Here is an 18,393-nt window from a genome sequence, read left to right on the forward strand (position 1 = left end):
ATGCGGTAATACGACGGCGCCTGAGGGCGCCGTCGGCGTTTGCGGTCCAGGCTGGACGCATGGCCCTCCCCACGTCCGACCTGCGCGCACTCCTGACCCTGCTCCTGGCGGGCGGCCGCAGCCCGCCGCGGAAGGCATTGCTGACAACCTTCGGGGCAGCGGCCGAGATGCTGGCGGCCGGGCCTGCTGCATGGCGCTCCGCCGGCTGCGACGAACTGCAAACTGCGCTACTGCAAACCCCTGACACGCGCGCGCTGGACGCCGCGCTGCGCTGGTGCGAGCAACCAGGGCACCACCTGATCGGCTGGCACGACCCGGATTACCCGGCTTTGCTACGCCATATCGCCAACCCGCCGATCGCCCTGTTCGTGGACGGCGACCCCAACGCGCTCTGGCATCCTGGCGTGGCCGTGGTCGGCAGCCGCTCGGCCACTGCCGGCGGGCGCGACCACACGCGCGCATTCGCTTCCAGCCTTGCCAGCGCCGGGCTGAGCGTCGTCAGCGGCATGGCCGCAGGCGTGGATGCGATCGCACACGAGGCCGCACTGGCCCAGCGCGATGGCATCACCGTGGCGGTGGTCGGCACCGGCGCCGATGTGGCCTATCCCGAGCGACACCAGGGCTTGCGCGATCGCATCGCCGCGCGCGGCGCGGTGGTCAGCGAGTACCTGCCCGGTACCGGGCCGGTCGCGGGGCACTTCCCGGCCCGCAACCGGATCATCGCCGGGCTGGCCCTGGGCACCCTGGTGGTGGAAGCGGCCATGCGCTCGGGCGCGCTGATCACCGCGCGGCTGGCGGCGGAGGCCGGGCGCGAGGTGTTCGCCCTGCCCGGCTCGCTGCACAATCCGCTCGCACGCGGCTGCCATCACCTGATCCGGCAGGGCGCCACCCTGGCGCAGGAGCCGGCCCAGATCATCGAGGGGCTGGGCCTGCTGTCGGGCGAATTGGCCAGCGCCTTGCGCGAGCGCCTGGCCGCCCCCACTGAGTTGCCCAGGAAGACAACGTCCGGCGCTGGCGCCGGCCCTGCCCGCTCCGATCCCGACTACCAGCGCTTGTGGCAGGCGCTGGGCCACGACCCAACCCCTATGGATTCATTGGTGCAGCGCACCGGATTGACGGCCGCCGCGCTGTCCTCCATGCTGCTCATCATGGAACTGGAGGGAGACGTGGTCGCCGAGCACGGTCGCTATACCCGCAATCCCTAGTTTCTTCACCTCCACAGCGTCGCGCGACGCAGGCCGAGGGGCAATGAAAGAGAGCATTCTTGATGTACTGCTGTACCTGTTCGAACATTATTTCAGCGAAGATGCGGACCTGGTCCGCGACCGTGACTCGCTTCAGAACGGCCTGATCCAGGCCGGTTTCAGTCCCGCAGAAATCAGCAAAGCCTTCGATTGGCTGGACGCGCTCTCCGAGCAGCGGCCCAGCGTCGCGCGCCCGCATGTCGATGGACCGGTCCGCATCTATCACGGCCCGGAGCTGGACAAGCTCGATGTGGACTGCCGTGGATTCCTGCTGTTCCTGGAGCAACACCGCATCCTCGACGCCGACCAGCGCGAGCTGGTGCTGGATCGCGCCATGGCGCTGGACCAGGACGAACTGGACCTGGACGACCTCAAATGGGTGGTCTTGATGGTGCTGTTCAACCAGCCGGGTGCCGAAGCGGCCTACGCCTGGATGGAAACGCAGATGTTCCTGGACGAGCCTGAACCCGTACACTGAGGCGGAAGCCGCAACGGACGCGTGCGAGGGGACGGCAATGAGCAGTTGGTATTACGCCGAGGGCAACCGCCACCGGCGTGGCCCGGTGGCCGACGAGGCCTTGCTGGCGCTGTATCGCGATCACGCGATTGCACTGGACACCCTGGTCTGGCGCGAAGGATTTGCCCGATGGGTGCCGCTGTCTGCGTGCGCCGACGAGCTCGGGCCACCGATATCCACCGATCTGCGCGCCGCGCCGCCGCCGCCCCTGCCGCCGGTTCCGCCAGCGGCTGTCCATAACGCAGCCGCCAGTGCACCCTCTTCGTCAGCGCATCGCCTGCCTGGCAACGGGCCGGGGTGGCCGCTGGCGTTGGTGCTGGGCGCGGTGGTGGGCATGTTCGTGCTGGTGGCGATGATCGGCATCCTGGCGGCGATCGCGCTGCCGGCGTACCAGGACTACACCGCGCGTACCAAGGTCGCCCAGGCGATTGCGGCGCTGACGCCCCTGAAGCCGCAGATCGCCGAATTTCTCGCGCAGCGAGGCCGTTGCCCGGTCAACGGCGACGCCGGCTTTCTCGCGCCCGAGCAGTATGCGAACGATGTCCTGAGCAGCGTGCGGATCGGCCGTTTCGACACCACCGAGTGCGGCGTCGAGGCGCTGCTGCATGCGCCGAAAATGACCAGGATCGACGGCAAGGCGCTGTGGCTGGATTTCGACGCGGACGCCGGCAGCTGGCAGTGCAGCTCCGAGATCGACGACAACCAACTTCCGCCGGACTGCCGCGGCTAGTCAATCGCTTTACGCAAGGGGACTTCAATGACGCAGTGGTATTACGCCGACGCACAACGCGAGCGCCAGGGGCCGGTGGACACGGACACGCTTCGCGCGCGCCTGTCGGACGGCCTGATCGATGCGTCCAGCCTGGTCTGGCGCGAAGGCTTTCCACAGTGGGTGGCACTTGGCGAGGTCGCGGCCGAGCTGGGGATCGACACGTCAGTGCCGGCAACCGCCGCGCCGATCGGAGGTGCGCCGGTGGACGGTGCGCACGCTGAGCCGCAGGCGACGGTTTACCCGACCAGTGTCGCGGTGGATCACCTGCCTACCGGCGCCGCGTCGCTTGCCGGCCCGGCGGCAGACGCTGCGCTCGGGCAGGCCGACGCCGGGCTTGCCGATCACCCTGGCGCAGTCGATCACCAGCAGCGTCCGCCGAGCGGGCACGCTGCACCGGCAGATCCGGTGGCGTGGCCCACCACGCCGGCAGCCCCCGCGACACCCGCCGCGGCATCGAGCCCGATGCCGACCAACAGCTCCCACGCGCCTGCAACGCCCCCGCATGCGCCGTCGCAAGCACCCGCCGGCGCGGCGCCTCCAGGCGCCTGGGACTCCATCGCCACGCCCGCGGCAAGCGTCGCATTGCACGATGCCCCGGTTGTCTACGCCGGCCTGTGGCGGCGCGTGGCCGCCAGCATCCTGGACAGCCTGATCACCACCTTCGCGGTGTACCTGATCGTGATCCCGCTGGTGTTCGTGGTGGCGCTGCTGACCACCCGGGGCGACTCCGGTTCTGCACTGGACGATGGCAGCCCGCTCGGCATTGCGATCCTGGTGATGTCCTACGGCATCGGCCTGGCGATCCCGACGCTGTATTTCGCCTGGATGCAGTCCAGCCGGCATCAGGCCAGCCTGGGCAAGCTCGCCTGCGGCATCAAGCTGGTGCGCGCCGACAGCAACGGCGGCCGGGTCGGTTTCTGGCGCAATGTGCTGCGCTACCTGGCCTATATGCTGATCAGCGTGCTCACCCTGGGCATCGGCGCGATCGTGGCCGCGTTCATGGCCGGCATGAGCGCGCGCAAGCAGGCTCCGCACGACAAGGTCTGCGACACCCTGGTCGTGGACCGCTGGGCGTTTACGGATCACCCGGAGCGCCAGTCCAGCGGCCTGGACACGGTCACCATCGTGGTCCTGGCCATTTATGCGGTGCTGCTGGTGATCTCGGTGGTGGTGGTGGGCTTCATGCTGGCCGCCATCGGAATGAGCCAGAGCTAGCAGTTCGCGGCCCTGGCCGCTTGACACGGCGGCGTCCGCCGTGATCTTTCTAATAAGAGAACTGAACGCCCGGGCTCGTTTCCCGGGCGTTGATCTGTGGGAAACGGTCGATCTGCTTCCCTCCATCGGCCAATTAGGCCACGCTACCCGCCCCCCGGGCCCTGCCCAAAGAATTCGCCACCATGCCCAAGCACCTGCTCATCGTCGAATCGCCCGCCAAGGCCAAGACGATCAATAAATACCTCGGCAAGGACTTCACCGTCCTGGCCTCGTATGGGCACGTGCGTGACCTGGTCCCGAAGGAAGGCGCGGTCGATCCGGACAACGGCTTCGCGATGCGCTACGACCTGATCGAAAAGAACGAGAAGCATGTCGAAGCCATCGCACGTGCTGCCAAGGGTGCCGACGACATCTTTCTGGCGACCGACCCGGACCGCGAAGGCGAGGCGATCAGCTGGCATATCGCAGAGATCCTGAAGGAGCGCGGCCTGCTCAAGGACAAGCCGATGCAGCGGGTGGTGTTCACCGAGATCACCCCGCGCGCGATCAAGGAAGCCATGCTCAAGCCGCGCGCGATCGCGGCCGATCTGGTCGATGCGCAGCAGGCCCGCCGCGCGCTCGACTATCTGGTCGGCTTCAACCTGTCGCCGGTGCTGTGGCGCAAGGTGCAGCGCGGCCTGTCGGCCGGCCGCGTGCAGTCGCCGGCGCTGCGCATGATCGTCGAGCGCGAGGAAGAGATCGAAGCCTTCATCGCGCGCGAGTACTGGTCCATCGATGCGCATTGCCGGCATCCGTCGCAGCCGTTCAATGCGCGCCTGATCAAGCTGGACGGGCAGAAGTTCGAGCAGTTCACCGTCACCGATGGCGACACCGCCGAAGCGGCGCGGCTGCGCATCCAGCAGGCCGCGCAAGGCGTGCTGCATGTGACCGATGTGGCCAGCAAGGAGCGCAAGCGCCGCCCTGCCCCACCGTTCACCACCTCCACGCTGCAGCAGGAAGCCTCGCGCAAGCTCGGCTTCACCACCCGCAAGACCATGCAGGTGGCGCAGAAGCTGTACGAAGGCGTGGCGCTGGGGGACGAAGGTTCGGTCGGTCTGATCAGCTATATGCGTACCGACTCGGTGAACCTGTCGCAGGACGCGCTGGCGGAAATCCGCGATGTGATCGCGCGCGATTTCGGCACCGCCTCGTTGCCGGACCAGCCCAACGCCTACACCACCAAATCCAAGAACGCGCAGGAAGCGCACGAGGCGGTGCGCCCGACCTCGGCGCTGCGCACCCCGGCGCAGGTGGCGCGCTTCCTGTCCGACGACGAGCGTCGCCTGTACGAGTTGATCTGGCGCCGCGCGGTGGCCTGCCAGATGATCCCGGCCACGCTCAACACCGTCAGCGTCGATCTGTCGGCCGGCAGCGAGCACGTGTTCCGCGCCAGCGGCACCACCGTGGTGGTGCCCGGCTTCCTGGCGGTTTATGAGGAAGGCAAGGACACCAAGAGCAGCGAGGACGAGGACGAAGGCCGCAAGCTGCCGCTGATGAAGGCCGGCGACAACATCCCGCTGGACCGCATCGTCACCGACCAGCATTTCACCCAGCCGCCGCCGCGCTTCACCGAAGCGGCGTTGGTCAAGGCATTGGAGGAATACGGCATCGGCCGGCCGTCCACCTACGCCTCGATCATCCAGACCCTGCAGTTCCGCAAGTACGTGGAAATGGAAGGCCGCAGCTTCCGCCCCACCGACGTGGGCCGCGCCGTGTCCAAGTTCCTGTCCGGGCATTTCACCCGTTACGTGGATTACGACTTCACCGCCAAGCTCGAAGACGACCTGGATGCGGTCTCGCGTGGCGAGGAAGAATGGATCCCGCTGATGGAGAAGTTCTGGGGCCCGTTCAAGGAACTGGTCGAGGACAAGAAGGATTCGCTGGACAAGACCGACGCCGGCAGCGTGCGCGTGCTCGGCGCCGATCCGGTCAGCGGCAAGGAAGTCAGCGCGCGCATCGGCCGCTTCGGCCCGATGGTGCAGATCGGCACCGTCGAAGACGAGGAAAAGCCCACCTTCGCCTCGCTGCGTCCTGGCCAGAGCATCTATTCGATCTCCATCGAAGACGCGCTGGAACTGTTCAAGATGCCGCGCGCACTGGGCCAGGACAAAGACCAGGATGTCAGCGTGGGCATTGGCCGCTTCGGCCCGTTCGCGCGCCGCGGCAGCGTCTATGCGTCGCTGAAGAAGGAAGACGACCCGTACACCATCGATCTGGCGCGCGCGGTGTTCCTGATCGAGGAGAAGGAAGAGATCGCGCGCAACCGCGTGATCAAGGACTTCGAAGGCAGCGACATCCAGGTGCTCAACGGCCGCTTCGGCCCGTACATCAGCGATGGCAAGCTCAATGGCAAGATCCCCAAGGATCGCGAGCCGGCGTCGTTGACGTTCGAAGAAGTGCAGCAGCTGCTGGCCGACACCGGCAAGCCGGTGCGCAAGGGCTTCGGCGCCAAGAAGGCCACGCTCAAGAAGAACGCGGTGAAGGACTCGGCCAAGGAGGCCAAGGACGCCGCAGCCAAGAAGACCGCGGTCAAGAAAACCGCCACCAAGACCGCGGCGAAGAAGGCGCCGGCCAAGAAGGCCGCTGCCAAGAAGGCCACCAAGCGCGTGGTCAAGAAGGCCGTGAGCAAGGCCGCAGGTTAAGGGCGCCGCATGCAGCACACGCTCAGCCTGGACAGCGCCGTCGCCACCCTGACCCGGGGCGGCGTGATCGCCTATCCCACCGAAGCGGTGTGGGGACTGGGCTGCGACCCGCGCCAGCAGGCCGCCGTGCTGCGGCTGCTGGAGATCAAACGCCGCCCGGTCGACAAGGGCGTGATCGTGGTCGCCGCCAGCCTGGATGTGCTGCACGACTGGGTGGATCTGGACGCACTGGCGCCGGCCCGCCGGCAGGACGTGCTGGCCAGCTGGCCGGGCCCGCATACCTGGATCCTGCCGATCACCGCACAGGCGCCGCGCTGGGTCACAGGCGCGCATGACGGGCTGGCGGTGCGCATCAGCGCGCATCCGCTGGTCGCCGCGCTCTGTGCGGCCTGGGGCGGCCCGTTGGTGTCCACCAGCGCCAACCTGGCCGGCAAGCCGCCCGCGCGCAGCCGACAGGCGCTGGACCCGGCCCTGCTGGCCAGCATCGACGGGGTGACCGATGGCGAGGTGGGCGCATTGGCGCAACCGACCCAGATCCGCGATGCCCGCAGCGGACAGATCCTGCGCGACTGAGCAGCCGCCACGCGCCGCCTGTCGGCGCGCTTGGCCCCGCACACCGCCGGCCCCTTTGCCCACAGCCGGGCAGACGCGCACACTGCAGCCATGCGTACCGTCCTGACCCTTCTGTTGCTGGCCACCGCGCTGCCTGCGTCGGCGGCCAGTACCGCCAGCAAACCGGATCCGAATGTGCGGATCTACCGCTGCGTCAGCAGCACCGGCACCGTCGCCTTGCAGGATGCGCCGTGCAGCAGCGGCCGCCAGCAGGTGCTGGACCTGCAGCGCCCGCAGGATCCGCCGCCGCAACCGCAGCGCGCCGTTGCCGCCCCGGCCGCCGTCGCGACGCAGCCACCGCGCGAGGTGCGCATCATCACCGTGCAGCCGCCGCAGCCGATGTACGAGTGCACCACCGAAGACGGCAACCGCTATACCAGCGACAGCCCGGACGGCAATCCGCGCTGGGTGCCGACCTGGGGCCCGGCCTATGTGGGCAACGGCATTGCCCCGCCGGTCAGCGGCGGCGGCATCCAGCGTCCGCCGATCTCGGTCCGCCCACGCCCGGCGATGTCGGTGCAGGGAAGCGCCGGTCGCGGTGGCAGCCTGCGCGGCAGCGCAAGCTTCGGCGGCGGCGGTTATCAGGGAGGCTACGAAGGCGGCTACAACGGCGGCGGCTACGGCGGCACGGTGATCGTGCCGTACGGCAACGTGCAGATCCGCGACGAATGCCATGCCCTGCCCGAACAGGAAGTCTGCGCGCGCCTGGCCGACCGTCGCTGGGAGCTGATCCGCCGCTACAACAACGCCCTGCAGAGCGAGCGCCAGGATCTGAGCCGCGAACAGCGCGGCATCGACGCGCGCCTGCAGCGCGATTGCGGCGGCGCATGAGGCGCTGGCCGTGGGCGGTATTGCTGGCGTGTGCTTCGGTGGCCGGCGCCCAGGAAGTGGCGATCTACCGGTGCACCGACTCCAGCGGCGCGCTCACCGTGCAGAACATGCCGTGCCCGAAGGGCATGCAGCAGCAGAAGAAACTGATGACGGCACCGGCCGCGGTGCCGTTGACGGCGGGTGGATCAGGCGCGGCGTCGCCTGCGCGTAGCACGCCCGCTGCGCAGCCGCCCACGATGCCCAAGACCGATGTCCCCGCCGCCGCTCCGGCTGCAACGCCGGCACCGACGCCGCCGGCCGCGCCCTCGACCTCCACGCTGCCACCGCCGCCCTTGTTCGAATGCACCGCGTACGACAACGGGCGCTATTTCACCGAAGACCGCGAGCCGGCCACGCGCTGCCTGCCGATGCAGACCACCAACCTGGCGGGCGGGCCGGCAACCGGCGGCGGCAGCGCCTGCGAAGTGGTCACCGACCGCTGCGCACCGGTGCCGGACCAGAGCCTGTGCGAGGCCTGGCGCCAGCGTGCCGAACAGGCCGAATCGACCTGGCGCTTCTCCGACGAGGCGCAAGCGGCCGAGCGCAAGCAGCGCTACGTGCAGATGCGTCGGGTGCTGGACGAAAGCCGCTGCGCGAATCCGTCCGCCACGCCATGACGCTGCAGCCGGCGTGGCCGCGCATGCCAGCCAGTGTGCCGGCGCTGTGCTTGCCGGGCTGATTCTTTCGAGCCACTGCAACCGTTAGCGATCACCGGATGACCTGCGCGGTGCAGCGCTCCGCATGCGAGCAAGCCTGCCGCACTGTCGCCTGCGTTGCGCGCAGACGCAGCGGACGAACACCGGAGGCGCAGGTGCAGCAAGGGTTCGGCGCATGCCTGCGCAGCTTCCGATGCCATGCGCAGGCACTGTCCGCGCGCCCACGCACGCAGGCGTGTCAGAACCCGTAACGCAGGAATCCGCCATCCACCGCGATGCATTCGCCGGTGATGTAACTGGCCGCCGGCAGACAGAGGAAACCGACGGCGGCGGCCACTTCTTCCGGTTCGCCGATGCGGCGCATCGGGGTGCGCTCGATGACCTGCTCGTAGTAATCCGGATCCGACAACGGCCCGGAGGTGCGACGGGTGCGGATGTACCACGGCGCCACCGCGTTGACGCGGATGCCGTCCTCTGCCCATTCCACCGCCAGGTTGCGCGTCATCTGCTGCAGCGCGGCCTTGGTCATGCCGTACGGCGCGCCGCTGCGCACATGGGTGATGCCGGAGACGCTGCCGACGTTGACGATCGCCGATGCCGCGTGGCGGGTCAGCAACGGGTGCGCATACCGCGACAACTCGAAAGCGGCGAACACATTGGTTTCGAAGATGCCGCGCCACTGGTCTTCGGTGTAATCGATCGCCGCGCGGGTGATGTTGCCGCCGGCATTGTTGATCAGCAGATGCAGGCCATCGGCATGGTCTTCCACCCAATCCAGAATCGCGCGCCGCTCTTCGTCGTCGGCCACATCGGCGGCCAGCCCATGCAGCTCGCGCTCGGGAAATTCCTCGGCCAACTCGTCACGCGCCTGCGCCAGCGCATCGGCATCGCGCGCCACCAGCAGCAGATCCGCGCCGAAGGCCAGCAATTCGCGCGCGATGGCAAAGCCAATGCCGGCGCTGGCGCCGGTGATGAGCGCGGTCTGTCCATCCAGCCGCCAACGGTGGGTTGTCACGTGGGTCATCCTCTTTCAAGACGCAGGAAACGGCCGCAGCAGCGCGCTTGACGCATGCCTGCGGCCCGGGCGTTAGGATACCGCCACCCCGAGCGAGGTCACGACGATGAAACGGCATTGGATTCTTGCGATCAGCCTGACGTTGCTGCTGGGCGCCTGTCAGCGGCCGCAACCTGCGCCCACCGAGCAGAAGCCCGAGCCGCAGGCCACCGCCCTGCGCGACCACCTCCAGGAACCGTTGAACAAGGCGCACGCAGTGCAGGCGGTAAGCGACCAGGCCGCAGACGATCAACGCAAGGCGATCGATGCGGCCACGCAGTAACCGAAGCCTGCTGTCTGCAGCACGCGCGTTTTTTGTCGACGCAGCAACTGCGCGTGCGCGCCTGCGATTGAGCGCAAGGCGATCGCTGCATCTGCGCGCACGGCAAGCACGCGTGAGGTCGCTCGACCGAGGGCTGATTGCCTGTGATCGTGGCGCCCTGCGTTCTGCCATTTTTGCGCTGCTGGCGCGCCCGCATTGCTGCATCGCCTGAGCGCAGATACAACAACGCCGGCACAAGGCCGGCGTTGTCGATCCATCAGGTTGCGAACCTGCCGCGTCAGAAGCCGCAGAAGCAGTACGCCAGCGACTTGACCGGGGTACCGCCCGCCTTGCTGTCGTGCACGGCGTCTTCGACAAAGCGCAACTGCGTGTCCACTTCCGGCAGCGAGCGCGCCAGCAGTGCGCGCGCCATGCCCGAGTCGCCCAGCATCCAGGCGCCCATGCGGCTGCCGGCAAATCCGCTCATGAACTGCGAGAACGGCGTGGCCGGCTTTTCCACATAGCGCACGCGGAACTTGCCGCGGCTCAACTTGGCGCGGTCGGCCGCATCGGCCACCGCTTCGGACATGCCACCGAACGCGTCCACCAGGCCATGCTGCCTGGCCTGCGCACCGCTCCACACGCGGCCGCGTGCGACCTTGTCGATGGCGTCCACCGACTGATGCCGCGCCTGCGCCACCTTGCCGGTGAAGTCGGCATAGCCCTTGTTGATCACCGCCTGGATCACCTGGCCGGCGGCCGGGTCCAGCGGGCGGGTGATGTCGAAGGCACCGGCAAAGCGCGTGGTACCCACGCCATCGGTGTGCACGCCGATCTTGTCCAGCGCGCGGGTCAGGTTGGGCACCATGCCGAAGATGCCGATCGAGCCACTGATGGTCGACGGGTCGGCATAGATGCGATCGGCATTCATGCTGATCCAGTAACCGCCCGAGGCGGCCAGATCGCCCATCGACACCACCACCGGCTTGCCGGCCTGCTTGAGCGCGACCACCTCGCGACGGATCTGCTCGGAGGCGAACACTTCGCCGCCGGGCGAATCCACACGCAGCACCACCGCCTTGACCTCGTCGTCGTCGCGCGCCTGGCGCAGCAACGCGGCGGTGGACTCGCCACCGATGCGGCCGGCCGGCTGCTCGCCACCGCTGATCTCGCCAGCGGCCACCACCACGGCCACCTGCGGACGGCTGTCCATCGGCGAGCGCTGCGCCTGCAGCTGGCTCAGATAATCGTTGAAGCCGATGTTGCGAAAGCCGCTGTCGGCATCGCTGTCGGCCACGCCGCGCTTGGTCAGCAGCGCGTCGACGTCCTCGCGGGTCTTGAGCCCGTCGACCAGCTTCTGCTGCAGCGCGAACTTGGCCAGATCGCCACCGGCGGCGGCCACGCCCTCGGGCAGCGTGTCGATGCCGGCGGTCAGCTGCGCCGGGCTCAGCTTGCGCGCCTTGCCGACATCGGCCAGGTAGCGCTGCCACACGTCGTTCATCCAGAACAGGTCTGCTTCCTTGGCGTCGGCCGAAGCGGCATCGAGGATGTACGGCTCGGCGGCGGACTTGTACTCGCCCACGCGGAACAGGTGCACGTCCACGCCGAGCTTGTCCTGCAGGCCCTCGCGGAAATACTGGCGATAACGGCCAAGCCCTTCCAGCAGCACGCTGCCCATCGGGTCGAGATAGACCTCGTTGGCCTGTGCGGCCAGCAGGTACTGGCCCTGGCTCATGCTCTCGCTGAAGGCGACGATCTGCTTGCCGGAGGCGCGCAGCTTCTGCAACGCCGCGGCCACTTCGCGCTGCGAGGCGAAACCGGCGGGCTGAAACTTGTCCAGGTTCAACACCACCCGCTCGATCTTGCGGTCCTTGCCGGCCGCCTCGATCACCCGCACCAGGTCGCGCAGCTGCACTTCCTCGGCGCTCTTGTCGCCGACCGCCTTGGCCAGCGACCGGCTCACCGGGTCGGCGCTGAACTGCTCGACCAGCGTGCCTTCGGGGTTGATCACCAGGGTGGTGCGCTCGGCCAGCGGCTTGCTGCCGTCGCCACGCGCGATCGCCACCACAAACAGCAGCAGCACCAGGAACAGGAAGCCGAAGAACACCAGGTTGAAGATCAGGCGCCGGGTGAAATTCATCACATCCCACAGGCCGACGAAGAAACTGGCGATGGGACTGCGATGCACGGGGTGGTTCATGGAAAACTCCGTCGAAAGACGCTGCATACGATCAATGGTGTCCAGCATACCGGCTGCGCGGCGCGCGCGGCATGCGCTGGAAGTCAGGGGGGCGCGCCGGCAGTCAGCCGCCGGCTGGTCTGCCGGAAGCGCAAGCCCATCAGGACCGACGCCACGGTCAGGCCTAGAATCAGGCCGATCCACATGCCTTGCGGCCCCCAGCCCAGCCCCAGGCCGAGCCCGGCGCCGATCGGCATGCCGATCCCCCAGTACGAGAACATCGCCAGGAACATCGGCACACGGGTGTCCTTGAGTCCACGCAACGCGCCGCTGGAGAGCACCTGGATGCCGTCGGGAAACTGGAACGTGGCAGCGAACAGCAGCAGCACCGAGGCCAGCGCGGCCACCGCCGCATCGTCGGTATAGACGCTCACGATGGCGTCGTGGCCCAGCAACAGCACGCTGGCCGACAGCGCCTGGGTGCCCAGCACGATCGCGTAACCGGCCCAGGCCGCGCGCCGCATGCCGAGCGGATCGCCGCGCCCGACCGCATGCCCGACCCGCACGGTGGTCGCCTCGGCCACGCCCATCGGAATCATGAAACACAGCTGCGCGACGTTGATCGCGATCTGGTGCGCGGCCGCTTCGGTGGAGCCGAGCCGGCCGATCAGCAAGGCGGTGACGATGAACAGGCCGCCCTCCATCAGCACGGTGATGCCGATCGGCAGACCGGTGCGCAACAGATCGCCGATGGCGCGCCAGCGCGGACCTTCGAAATGGGTGAACAACTGCAGGTGCGCGAAGCGGCGCGAGCGCCACAGATACAGCGCGAACACGCTGGCCTGCACCCACATGGTGATCGCCGAGGCCATGCCCAGGCCCTGCGCACCGTGTTCGGCAAAGCCGAACTTGCCATAGGTCAGCGCATAACCCAGCGGCGCCAGCACCAGCAGGCCGCCAAAGCCCAGCAGCATGGTCGGCAGGGTCCAGTGCATGCCCTCGCTGAGATAGCGCATGCAGAAGTAGAACGTCAGCGCCGGCCCGCCCCAGCGCACCGCGTGCAGGAAGTCGGTCGCGCCCGGCACGATGTCCGGCGCAATCCCGAAGGTGGGCAACAGCGGCGGCACCGCACTGAGGAACGCGAACATCACCGCGCCCAGTCCCAGCGACAGCCACAGCGCCTGGCGGAACAGCGGGCCGATCTCGCGCTCGCGGCCGGCGCCGCGCAGCTGCGAGACCGAGGCGGTCAACGAGATCAGCGTGCCGATCGGCACCAGCATCGGCAGCCACAGCAGCGAGGTGCCGATGGTGACCGCCGCCAGCGTGGCGGTGCCGTGGTGACCGGCGATGACGTTATCGACGAATCCGATCAGGCCGGTGGAGACGTGACCGAGTACCAGCGGCAATGCGAGCAGGCCGGTGGTGCGCACTTCCGCGCCGAAACGCGGCGTCGCGGAGGTGGGGACAGGAAAGACAGACATGACAACCGATCGCTGCGCGGACTACGGCCGTGCCGGGAGGCGCTGGCACCGGGTCGCGTGGGGCCGCTATCTTACCCGCACTTGCGACACGGGCTGCGGCTGTCGGCTGTCGGCTGTCGGCTGTCGGCTGTCGGCTGTCGGCCGCAAGGCGCAAGGCGCAAGGCGCAAGGCGCAAGGCGCAAGGCGCAAGGCGCAAGGCGGGAGATGCTAGGCGGCGAGCGGCCGGCCTGGCTGGTCACCGGAACCGGATGCCTGGGCTTCAGCGCGGTCCGTGTCCTTCGTGACGATCGCCGCTTCGCGCGCATCGCCGAAGGCGGCAGCCCCGCATGCCCTCGGCTCGGTGTCCGGCCCCGCTGCCCGGTATCGAGAGGATGGACACCGAGCACGCGTGGAGACGACGCCGGCACAGGGGTGCTGCAACGGGGCTGTCGCGCTGCTGCCAATCAGCGCGCCAGCTGGCGCTTCAACCAGGCGCTGCGCGTTGCCGGCGCCTGCGCGAGCAGGGCATCGCGCAAGCCATCGCGCTCCTGCGGCGGGGTGCGTTGTGCCAGCATCGCCAGCTGTTCCAGCTGCCCGGCGTCCAGGCTGCGCAGTGCCGCCAGCAGCGTGTCGCGCTGCGCTGGCGGCACGTAGCCGATCAGGGGCTGCAACTGCGGATAGAACGCGCCCAGCTGCGAGCCCAGGCGCCAGCCATCGCGATGCAGGCGATCCATCGCGGTGAACTGCGTGCGCAGCGCGCGCTGCTGGTCGTCGGGCAAGTCATGCAGACGCTCGCGGGCCTGCCGCACCACCACCCGGTCGGTGGCGGTGAGTCCTTTCCAGGCCGCATAACGGGCGCGCAGCTCGGCCCGCTGGGCCGGCGTCAATGCGTCCCAGCGCGCGCGCTGCTGCGCAGCGCTCGGGATTGTGGCAGTGGCGGCTGCGAGCGTCGGCATGCCGGCAGGCGCAGTCGCGTTGCCTTCTTCCAATGGTGCCGGCAGGGTCTGCGCAGCGGCCATGCCGACAACAGCCAACGCCAGCAGGCCGCACCACTTAATTGTCGTCATCGACGGTCTCCAGGGTGGCGGCAGGCTGCTCGGCCGCGGTGGCATGCGCGCCGGATTCGTCGGCCGGCACCGGATGGCCGGCCGCATACCAGGCGTAGAAATCGGCCGAACGCGCCAGTTCCAGGTCCGGGTCGGCCAGCATCGCCTGGTCGCGCGGATCCAGGCCGGGGTTTGCCACCGCGTCCGGCAAATTGGCGGCGGGAAGGTCTTCCACCAGCACCGGCGCGGCATCGGTGACGTGCAGCACGCCGGCCGGGGCCTGCGAGACCGGCTCGGGCGGCAGGGCCGGGCGGCGATGCGTCCACCACCAGCCCAGCGCCGCGAGCAGCAACGCCAACCCCAGCACCGCCAGCCCGAGACCGGCGTGGCGGCGGTCGATCCGTGGCCACTGCCATTGGCGTGCAGGACGGTTGCGCGGCGCGGCCGGGCGGCGCGCTTCGGCGGCGGCCGCAGGCGTGGCCGCGACTGGCTGCAGTGGCATGCCGGCCAGCGCCGACTCGCGGAGCTGTGCCAACCGGCTCACCTGCGCCGGGCTGAGCTCGCGCAACTCCTGCTGCGCGGCCTCGGCCAGTGCCCGCCAGGCCTGCGCATCCGGGTTGCCGGCCGCATCGCGCGGGCAGGCACGGGCCAGCGACTGCCGATAGGCCGCCACCTCGATGCCTTGCACCTCGCTGGCAGGTTCCTCCTCCAGTCCGGCCACGATACGCAGCAGCAGCGCCAGCCGGTCGCTGGTCTGCATCCACCCCAGTGCGGTGAACGGCGGCAGCCAGGTCCCCGGCATGGGCTCGCGCCGCAGCGGCGGGGCAGTCGCCAGCAGGCTCCAGAAGCGCATCGGCCAGCCGGCCAGCGGGCGGCCCGCCGCCTGGCTGCTGAATGCCCGCAACGCCGCCGCCAGGGCCCGTTCGGCCGCCGCGCCATCGCCACATTGCAATTGTGCGAGCACCAGACCCCGGCGTTCGACACCGCGCAGGAACGCAGACAGCGCGACAGGGGTGACGGGGGCGTCGGGGACTACGGTCATGGGAACTCCAGCATCGGCCGGCATGATACCGAGGCAACCGGCCCCCGCCGATGGCTTGACAGATCGACCCGGCTGCGCTGCGTCCCGGTGCCATCGGCCGCCATCACCCGCGCGGGTTGTGCACAGCGGCAGACATGCCGATACGCAGGCGTCTGTCAACTGTTGATTTTTCATTGTTGCATTCGTGTTTCACGCCTAAGTGATTGATCCTTATAACTTTAAGCCGATTGGTGAAAAAATGTCCAACAGGTTGCAGAGGCTAGTGAATCCGCCTTCACAGCGTGGAGCACCAGACTAATTCACAGCCTTATCCACAGGCAGTGTGGATAAACCGGTTTCCTTAACCCTCACATAGGTTTACGTCGGATTTATCACTTCCGTCACACAAACGCGTCGTAACCCGACCTGCCGATTCGAGGACGATCGATCGGCGTCTGCCGGGCGCTGGACAGGGCCGGTAGACTGGCCGGATGTCTTCGACCGTCGCCACCCTGCGCATCGCCCTACCGGTGCCGCTGCCCCAATTGTTCGACTATCTGCCTCCGGCCGACGCGCCGCTGACCGACCCGGCGCGGGTCGGCTGCCGGGTGCGGGTGCCGTTCGGGCCGCGCGAGCTGGTCGGGGTGGTGGTGGAGATCGGGCAGTTGGCGTCCGCCGAGGGGCTGCGCCCGGCGCTGGCATGGTGCGACGACGTCCCGTTGCTGGTCGAGGAGCTGGCGCGTTCGCTGCAGTGGCTGGCGCGCTACACCCACGCCCCGCTGGGCGAGGCCCAGTCCAGCGCCCTGCCCGGCCCGTTGCGCCGCGGCGAGCCGCTGGCCGACACCCATGCCTGGGCCTGGCAGCTCACCGAAGCCGGGCGCACCGGCGCCGCCAGCCTGCGCGCCGGCAGCCGCCCCGCCTTGCTGGCCGCCCTGCTGCTCACCGGTGCGCTGGGCGAAGAACAGCTGGACCCATTGCTGCCGCACTGGCGCGAGGCCGCACGCAGCCTGGCCAAGCGCGGCCATGCCGAGCGCGTGGCGGTGCCGGCCGACAGCATCCCGCCCCGCCCCGGCAGCGGCCCGCAGCTCAACGACGAACAGCAGGCCGCCGCCGACGCCATCCGTGCGCAGGGCGGTTTTGCCACCTATCTGCTCGATGGCGTCACCGGCAGCGGCAAGACCGAGGTCTACCTGCAGGCGATCGCCGACTGCCTGGCCGCCGGCAAGCAGGCGCTGGTGCTGGTGCCGGAGATCGGCCTGACCCCGCAGACGCTGGGCCGCTTCCGCGCCCGCCTGGGCGTGCCGGTGCACGCATTGCATTCGGGGCTGTCCGATGGCGAACGGGCGCGGGTGTGGGCGGCAGCCTGGCGTGGCGAGGCCAAGCTGGTCGTCGGCACCCGTTCGGCGGTGTTCACCCCGCTGCCCAATGCCGGGCTGATCGTGATCGACGAAGAACACGACGGCAGCTACAAACAGCAGGACGGCATCCGCTATCACGCGCGCGATTTCGCGCTGGTGCGCGGCAAGGCGCTGGATGTGCCGGTGATCCTGGGCAGCGCCACGCCATCGCTGGAAAGCCTGCACAACGCCTATTCCGGTCGCTACCGGCATCTGCGCCTGGCGCGCCGGGCCGGCGAGGCGCGTCCGCCGCGCGTGCGCGTGCTCGACGTGCGCAAGCGCCCGCTCAAGGACGGCCTGTCGCCGGAAGTGCTGGCCGGCATCGGCACCACCCTGGCACGCGGCGAGCAGGTGCTGGTGTTCAAGAACCGCCGCGGCTACGCGCCGGTGCTGCTGTGCCACGACTGCGGCTGGACCGCCGCCTGCCAGCGCTGCAGCACGCCGCTGCACCAGACCCCGATGACCGTGCACGCCGGCGGGCGGCGCCTGCAATGCCATCACTGCGGCGCGCGCCAGCCGGCACCGCTGGCCTGCCCGACCTGCGCCAGCCTGGCGCTGCAGCCGCAAGGCATCGGCACCGAGCGGCTGGAAGAACGCCTGACCGAAGCGTTCCCGGAGTTTCCGGTGGTGCGCATCGACCGCAGCACCACCCAGCGCCGCGACGCGCTGGAGACCCAGCTGGCGCGCCTGGGTAGCGAGGCCGGCATCCTGGTCGGCACCCAGATCCTGGCCAAGGGCCACGATCTGCCACGGCTGACCATGGTGGTGGTGGTCGGCATCGACGAAGGTCTGTTCTCGGCCGACTTCCGTGCCGCCGAAAAACTCTCCCAGCAGCTGATCCAGGTGGCCGGACGCGCCGGGCGCGCCGACCGCCCCGGCGAGGTCTGGCTGCAGACCCATCACCCCGACCACCCCCTGCTGCAGACCCTGGTCAACGGCGGCTACCACGCCTTTGCCGACGCCGAACTGCAGCAGCGCGAGGCCGCGGGATTTCCGCCGTTCGCGCATCTGGCGCTGTTCCGCGCCGAGGCCAAGGACGTGGCGGCGGCCAACCAGTTCCTGATGGCGGTGCGCGGCCTGACCACGGCAGACAGCACCGCACAATCGCCTGCGTTTGCCGCAGTGGAGTGCTACGGGCCGATGCCGGCACCGATGCCGCGCCGCGCCGGTTTCCAGCGCACCCAGTTGCTGTTGTCCGCGCAACAGCGCCCGGCGCTGCATCGCTTGCTGGACGCGCAACTGCCTGCGATCCATGCGCTGCCGCAGGCGCGGCGCGTGCGCTGGTCGCTGGATGTGGATCCGATCGATCTGTATTAGGGCCTGTTAACGCTAGTGGTTGGGGAGGTTAAACTATTGGACATGGAGATCACGCCAGCACAATTTGCCCTCATCGAACATTGCTTACCT

At 68.9% G+C, this 18,393-nt stretch carries 15 protein-coding genes; 10 read left to right on the plus strand and 5 right to left on the minus strand.

Annotated features, from left to right (window positions below):
* The first annotated feature begins 59 nt into the window (after positions 1-59).
* The 8 genes from dprA (at position 60) to XarbCFBP7408_RS18920 (ending at position 8,528) form a co-directional block, all read left to right on the plus strand.
* Positions 60-1,205, plus strand: coding sequence for a DNA-processing protein DprA (gene dprA, locus XarbCFBP7408_RS18885; protein WP_104564264.1), 1,146 nt, complete (start codon positions 60-62; stop codon positions 1,203-1,205).
* Positions 1,206-1,248: 43 nt separating this feature from the next.
* Entirely contained in the window at positions 1,249-1,722 is a 474-nt protein-coding gene (locus XarbCFBP7408_RS18890; RefSeq protein WP_003484452.1) for a DUF494 family protein, read from the plus strand.
* Between the two features lie 37 nt (positions 1,723-1,759).
* On the plus strand, positions 1,760-2,491 hold the full coding sequence (locus XarbCFBP7408_RS18895; protein ID WP_104564265.1) for a pilin: 732 nt from the start codon (positions 1,760-1,762) through the stop codon (positions 2,489-2,491).
* 27 nt (positions 2,492-2,518) lie between these two features.
* Entirely contained in the window at positions 2,519-3,748 is a 1,230-nt protein-coding gene (locus XarbCFBP7408_RS18900; RefSeq protein WP_104564266.1) for an RDD family protein, read from the plus strand.
* Between the two features lie 182 nt (positions 3,749-3,930).
* Entirely contained in the window at positions 3,931-6,429 is a 2,499-nt protein-coding gene (locus XarbCFBP7408_RS18905; protein ID WP_104564267.1) for a DNA topoisomerase I, read from the plus strand.
* Positions 6,430-6,438: 9 nt separating this feature from the next.
* Positions 6,439-7,002, plus strand: coding sequence for a Sua5/YciO/YrdC/YwlC family protein (locus XarbCFBP7408_RS18910; protein ID WP_104564268.1), 564 nt, complete (start codon positions 6,439-6,441; stop codon positions 7,000-7,002).
* A 90-nt stretch (positions 7,003-7,092) separates the two neighbouring features.
* The gene (locus XarbCFBP7408_RS18915) at positions 7,093-7,872 is read left to right on the plus strand and encodes a hypothetical protein (RefSeq protein ID WP_104564269.1); all 780 of its coding nucleotides are present in this window, start codon (positions 7,093-7,095) and stop codon (positions 7,870-7,872) included.
* Positions 7,869-8,528 (plus strand): hypothetical protein, encoded by a 660-nt coding sequence (locus XarbCFBP7408_RS18920; protein WP_104564270.1) that lies wholly within the window; start codon positions 7,869-7,871, stop codon positions 8,526-8,528. Before XarbCFBP7408_RS18915 ends, XarbCFBP7408_RS18920 begins: the two co-directional genes overlap by 4 nt.
* 277 nt (positions 8,529-8,805) lie before the next feature.
* On the opposite strand, the gene XarbCFBP7408_RS18925 is transcribed toward XarbCFBP7408_RS18920, so the two are convergent.
* The gene (locus XarbCFBP7408_RS18925) at positions 8,806-9,582 is read right to left on the minus strand and encodes an SDR family oxidoreductase (RefSeq protein WP_104564276.1); all 777 of its coding nucleotides are present in this window, start codon (positions 9,580-9,582) and stop codon (positions 8,806-8,808) included.
* A gap of 106 nt (positions 9,583-9,688) precedes the next feature.
* Between XarbCFBP7408_RS18925 and XarbCFBP7408_RS18930 the strand changes: the two genes are divergently transcribed.
* A complete protein-coding gene (locus XarbCFBP7408_RS18930; protein WP_104564271.1) occupies positions 9,689-9,904 on the plus strand; it encodes a hypothetical protein in 216 nt (71 codons plus the stop codon).
* A gap of 277 nt (positions 9,905-10,181) precedes the next feature.
* On the opposite strand, the gene sppA is transcribed toward XarbCFBP7408_RS18930, so the two are convergent.
* The 4 genes from sppA to XarbCFBP7408_RS18950 all read right to left on the minus strand — a co-directional run bounded on the left by sppA (position 10,182) and on the right by XarbCFBP7408_RS18950 (position 15,610).
* Entirely contained in the window at positions 10,182-12,083 is a 1,902-nt protein-coding gene (sppA, locus tag XarbCFBP7408_RS18935; RefSeq protein ID WP_024938535.1) for a signal peptide peptidase SppA, read from the minus strand.
* Positions 12,084-12,166: 83 nt separating this feature from the next.
* The gene (locus tag XarbCFBP7408_RS18940) at positions 12,167-13,543 is read right to left on the minus strand and encodes an MATE family efflux transporter (RefSeq protein ID WP_104564272.1); all 1,377 of its coding nucleotides are present in this window, start codon (positions 13,541-13,543) and stop codon (positions 12,167-12,169) included.
* A 443-nt stretch (positions 13,544-13,986) separates the two neighbouring features.
* Entirely contained in the window at positions 13,987-14,589 is a 603-nt protein-coding gene (locus tag XarbCFBP7408_RS18945) for a DUF3106 domain-containing protein (protein WP_181106944.1), read from the minus strand.
* Complete coding sequence (locus XarbCFBP7408_RS18950) at positions 14,576-15,610, minus strand: hypothetical protein (RefSeq protein WP_104564274.1); 1,035 nt, start codon at positions 15,608-15,610, stop codon at positions 14,576-14,578. Before XarbCFBP7408_RS18950 ends, XarbCFBP7408_RS18945 begins: the two co-directional genes overlap by 14 nt.
* Before the next feature lie 470 nt (positions 15,611-16,080).
* Between XarbCFBP7408_RS18950 and XarbCFBP7408_RS18955 the strand changes: the two genes are divergently transcribed.
* Positions 16,081-18,303 carry a primosomal protein N' gene (locus XarbCFBP7408_RS18955; protein ID WP_104564275.1) on the plus strand — a complete coding sequence of 741 codons (2,223 nt, stop codon included), beginning with the start codon at positions 16,081-16,083 and terminating at the stop codon, positions 18,301-18,303.
* Positions 18,304-18,393 lie beyond the last annotated feature (90 nt).

It is taken from the genome of Xanthomonas arboricola pv. guizotiae, assembly GCF_002940205.1.
Classification (GTDB): domain Bacteria; phylum Pseudomonadota; class Gammaproteobacteria; order Xanthomonadales; family Xanthomonadaceae; genus Xanthomonas; species Xanthomonas arboricola_C.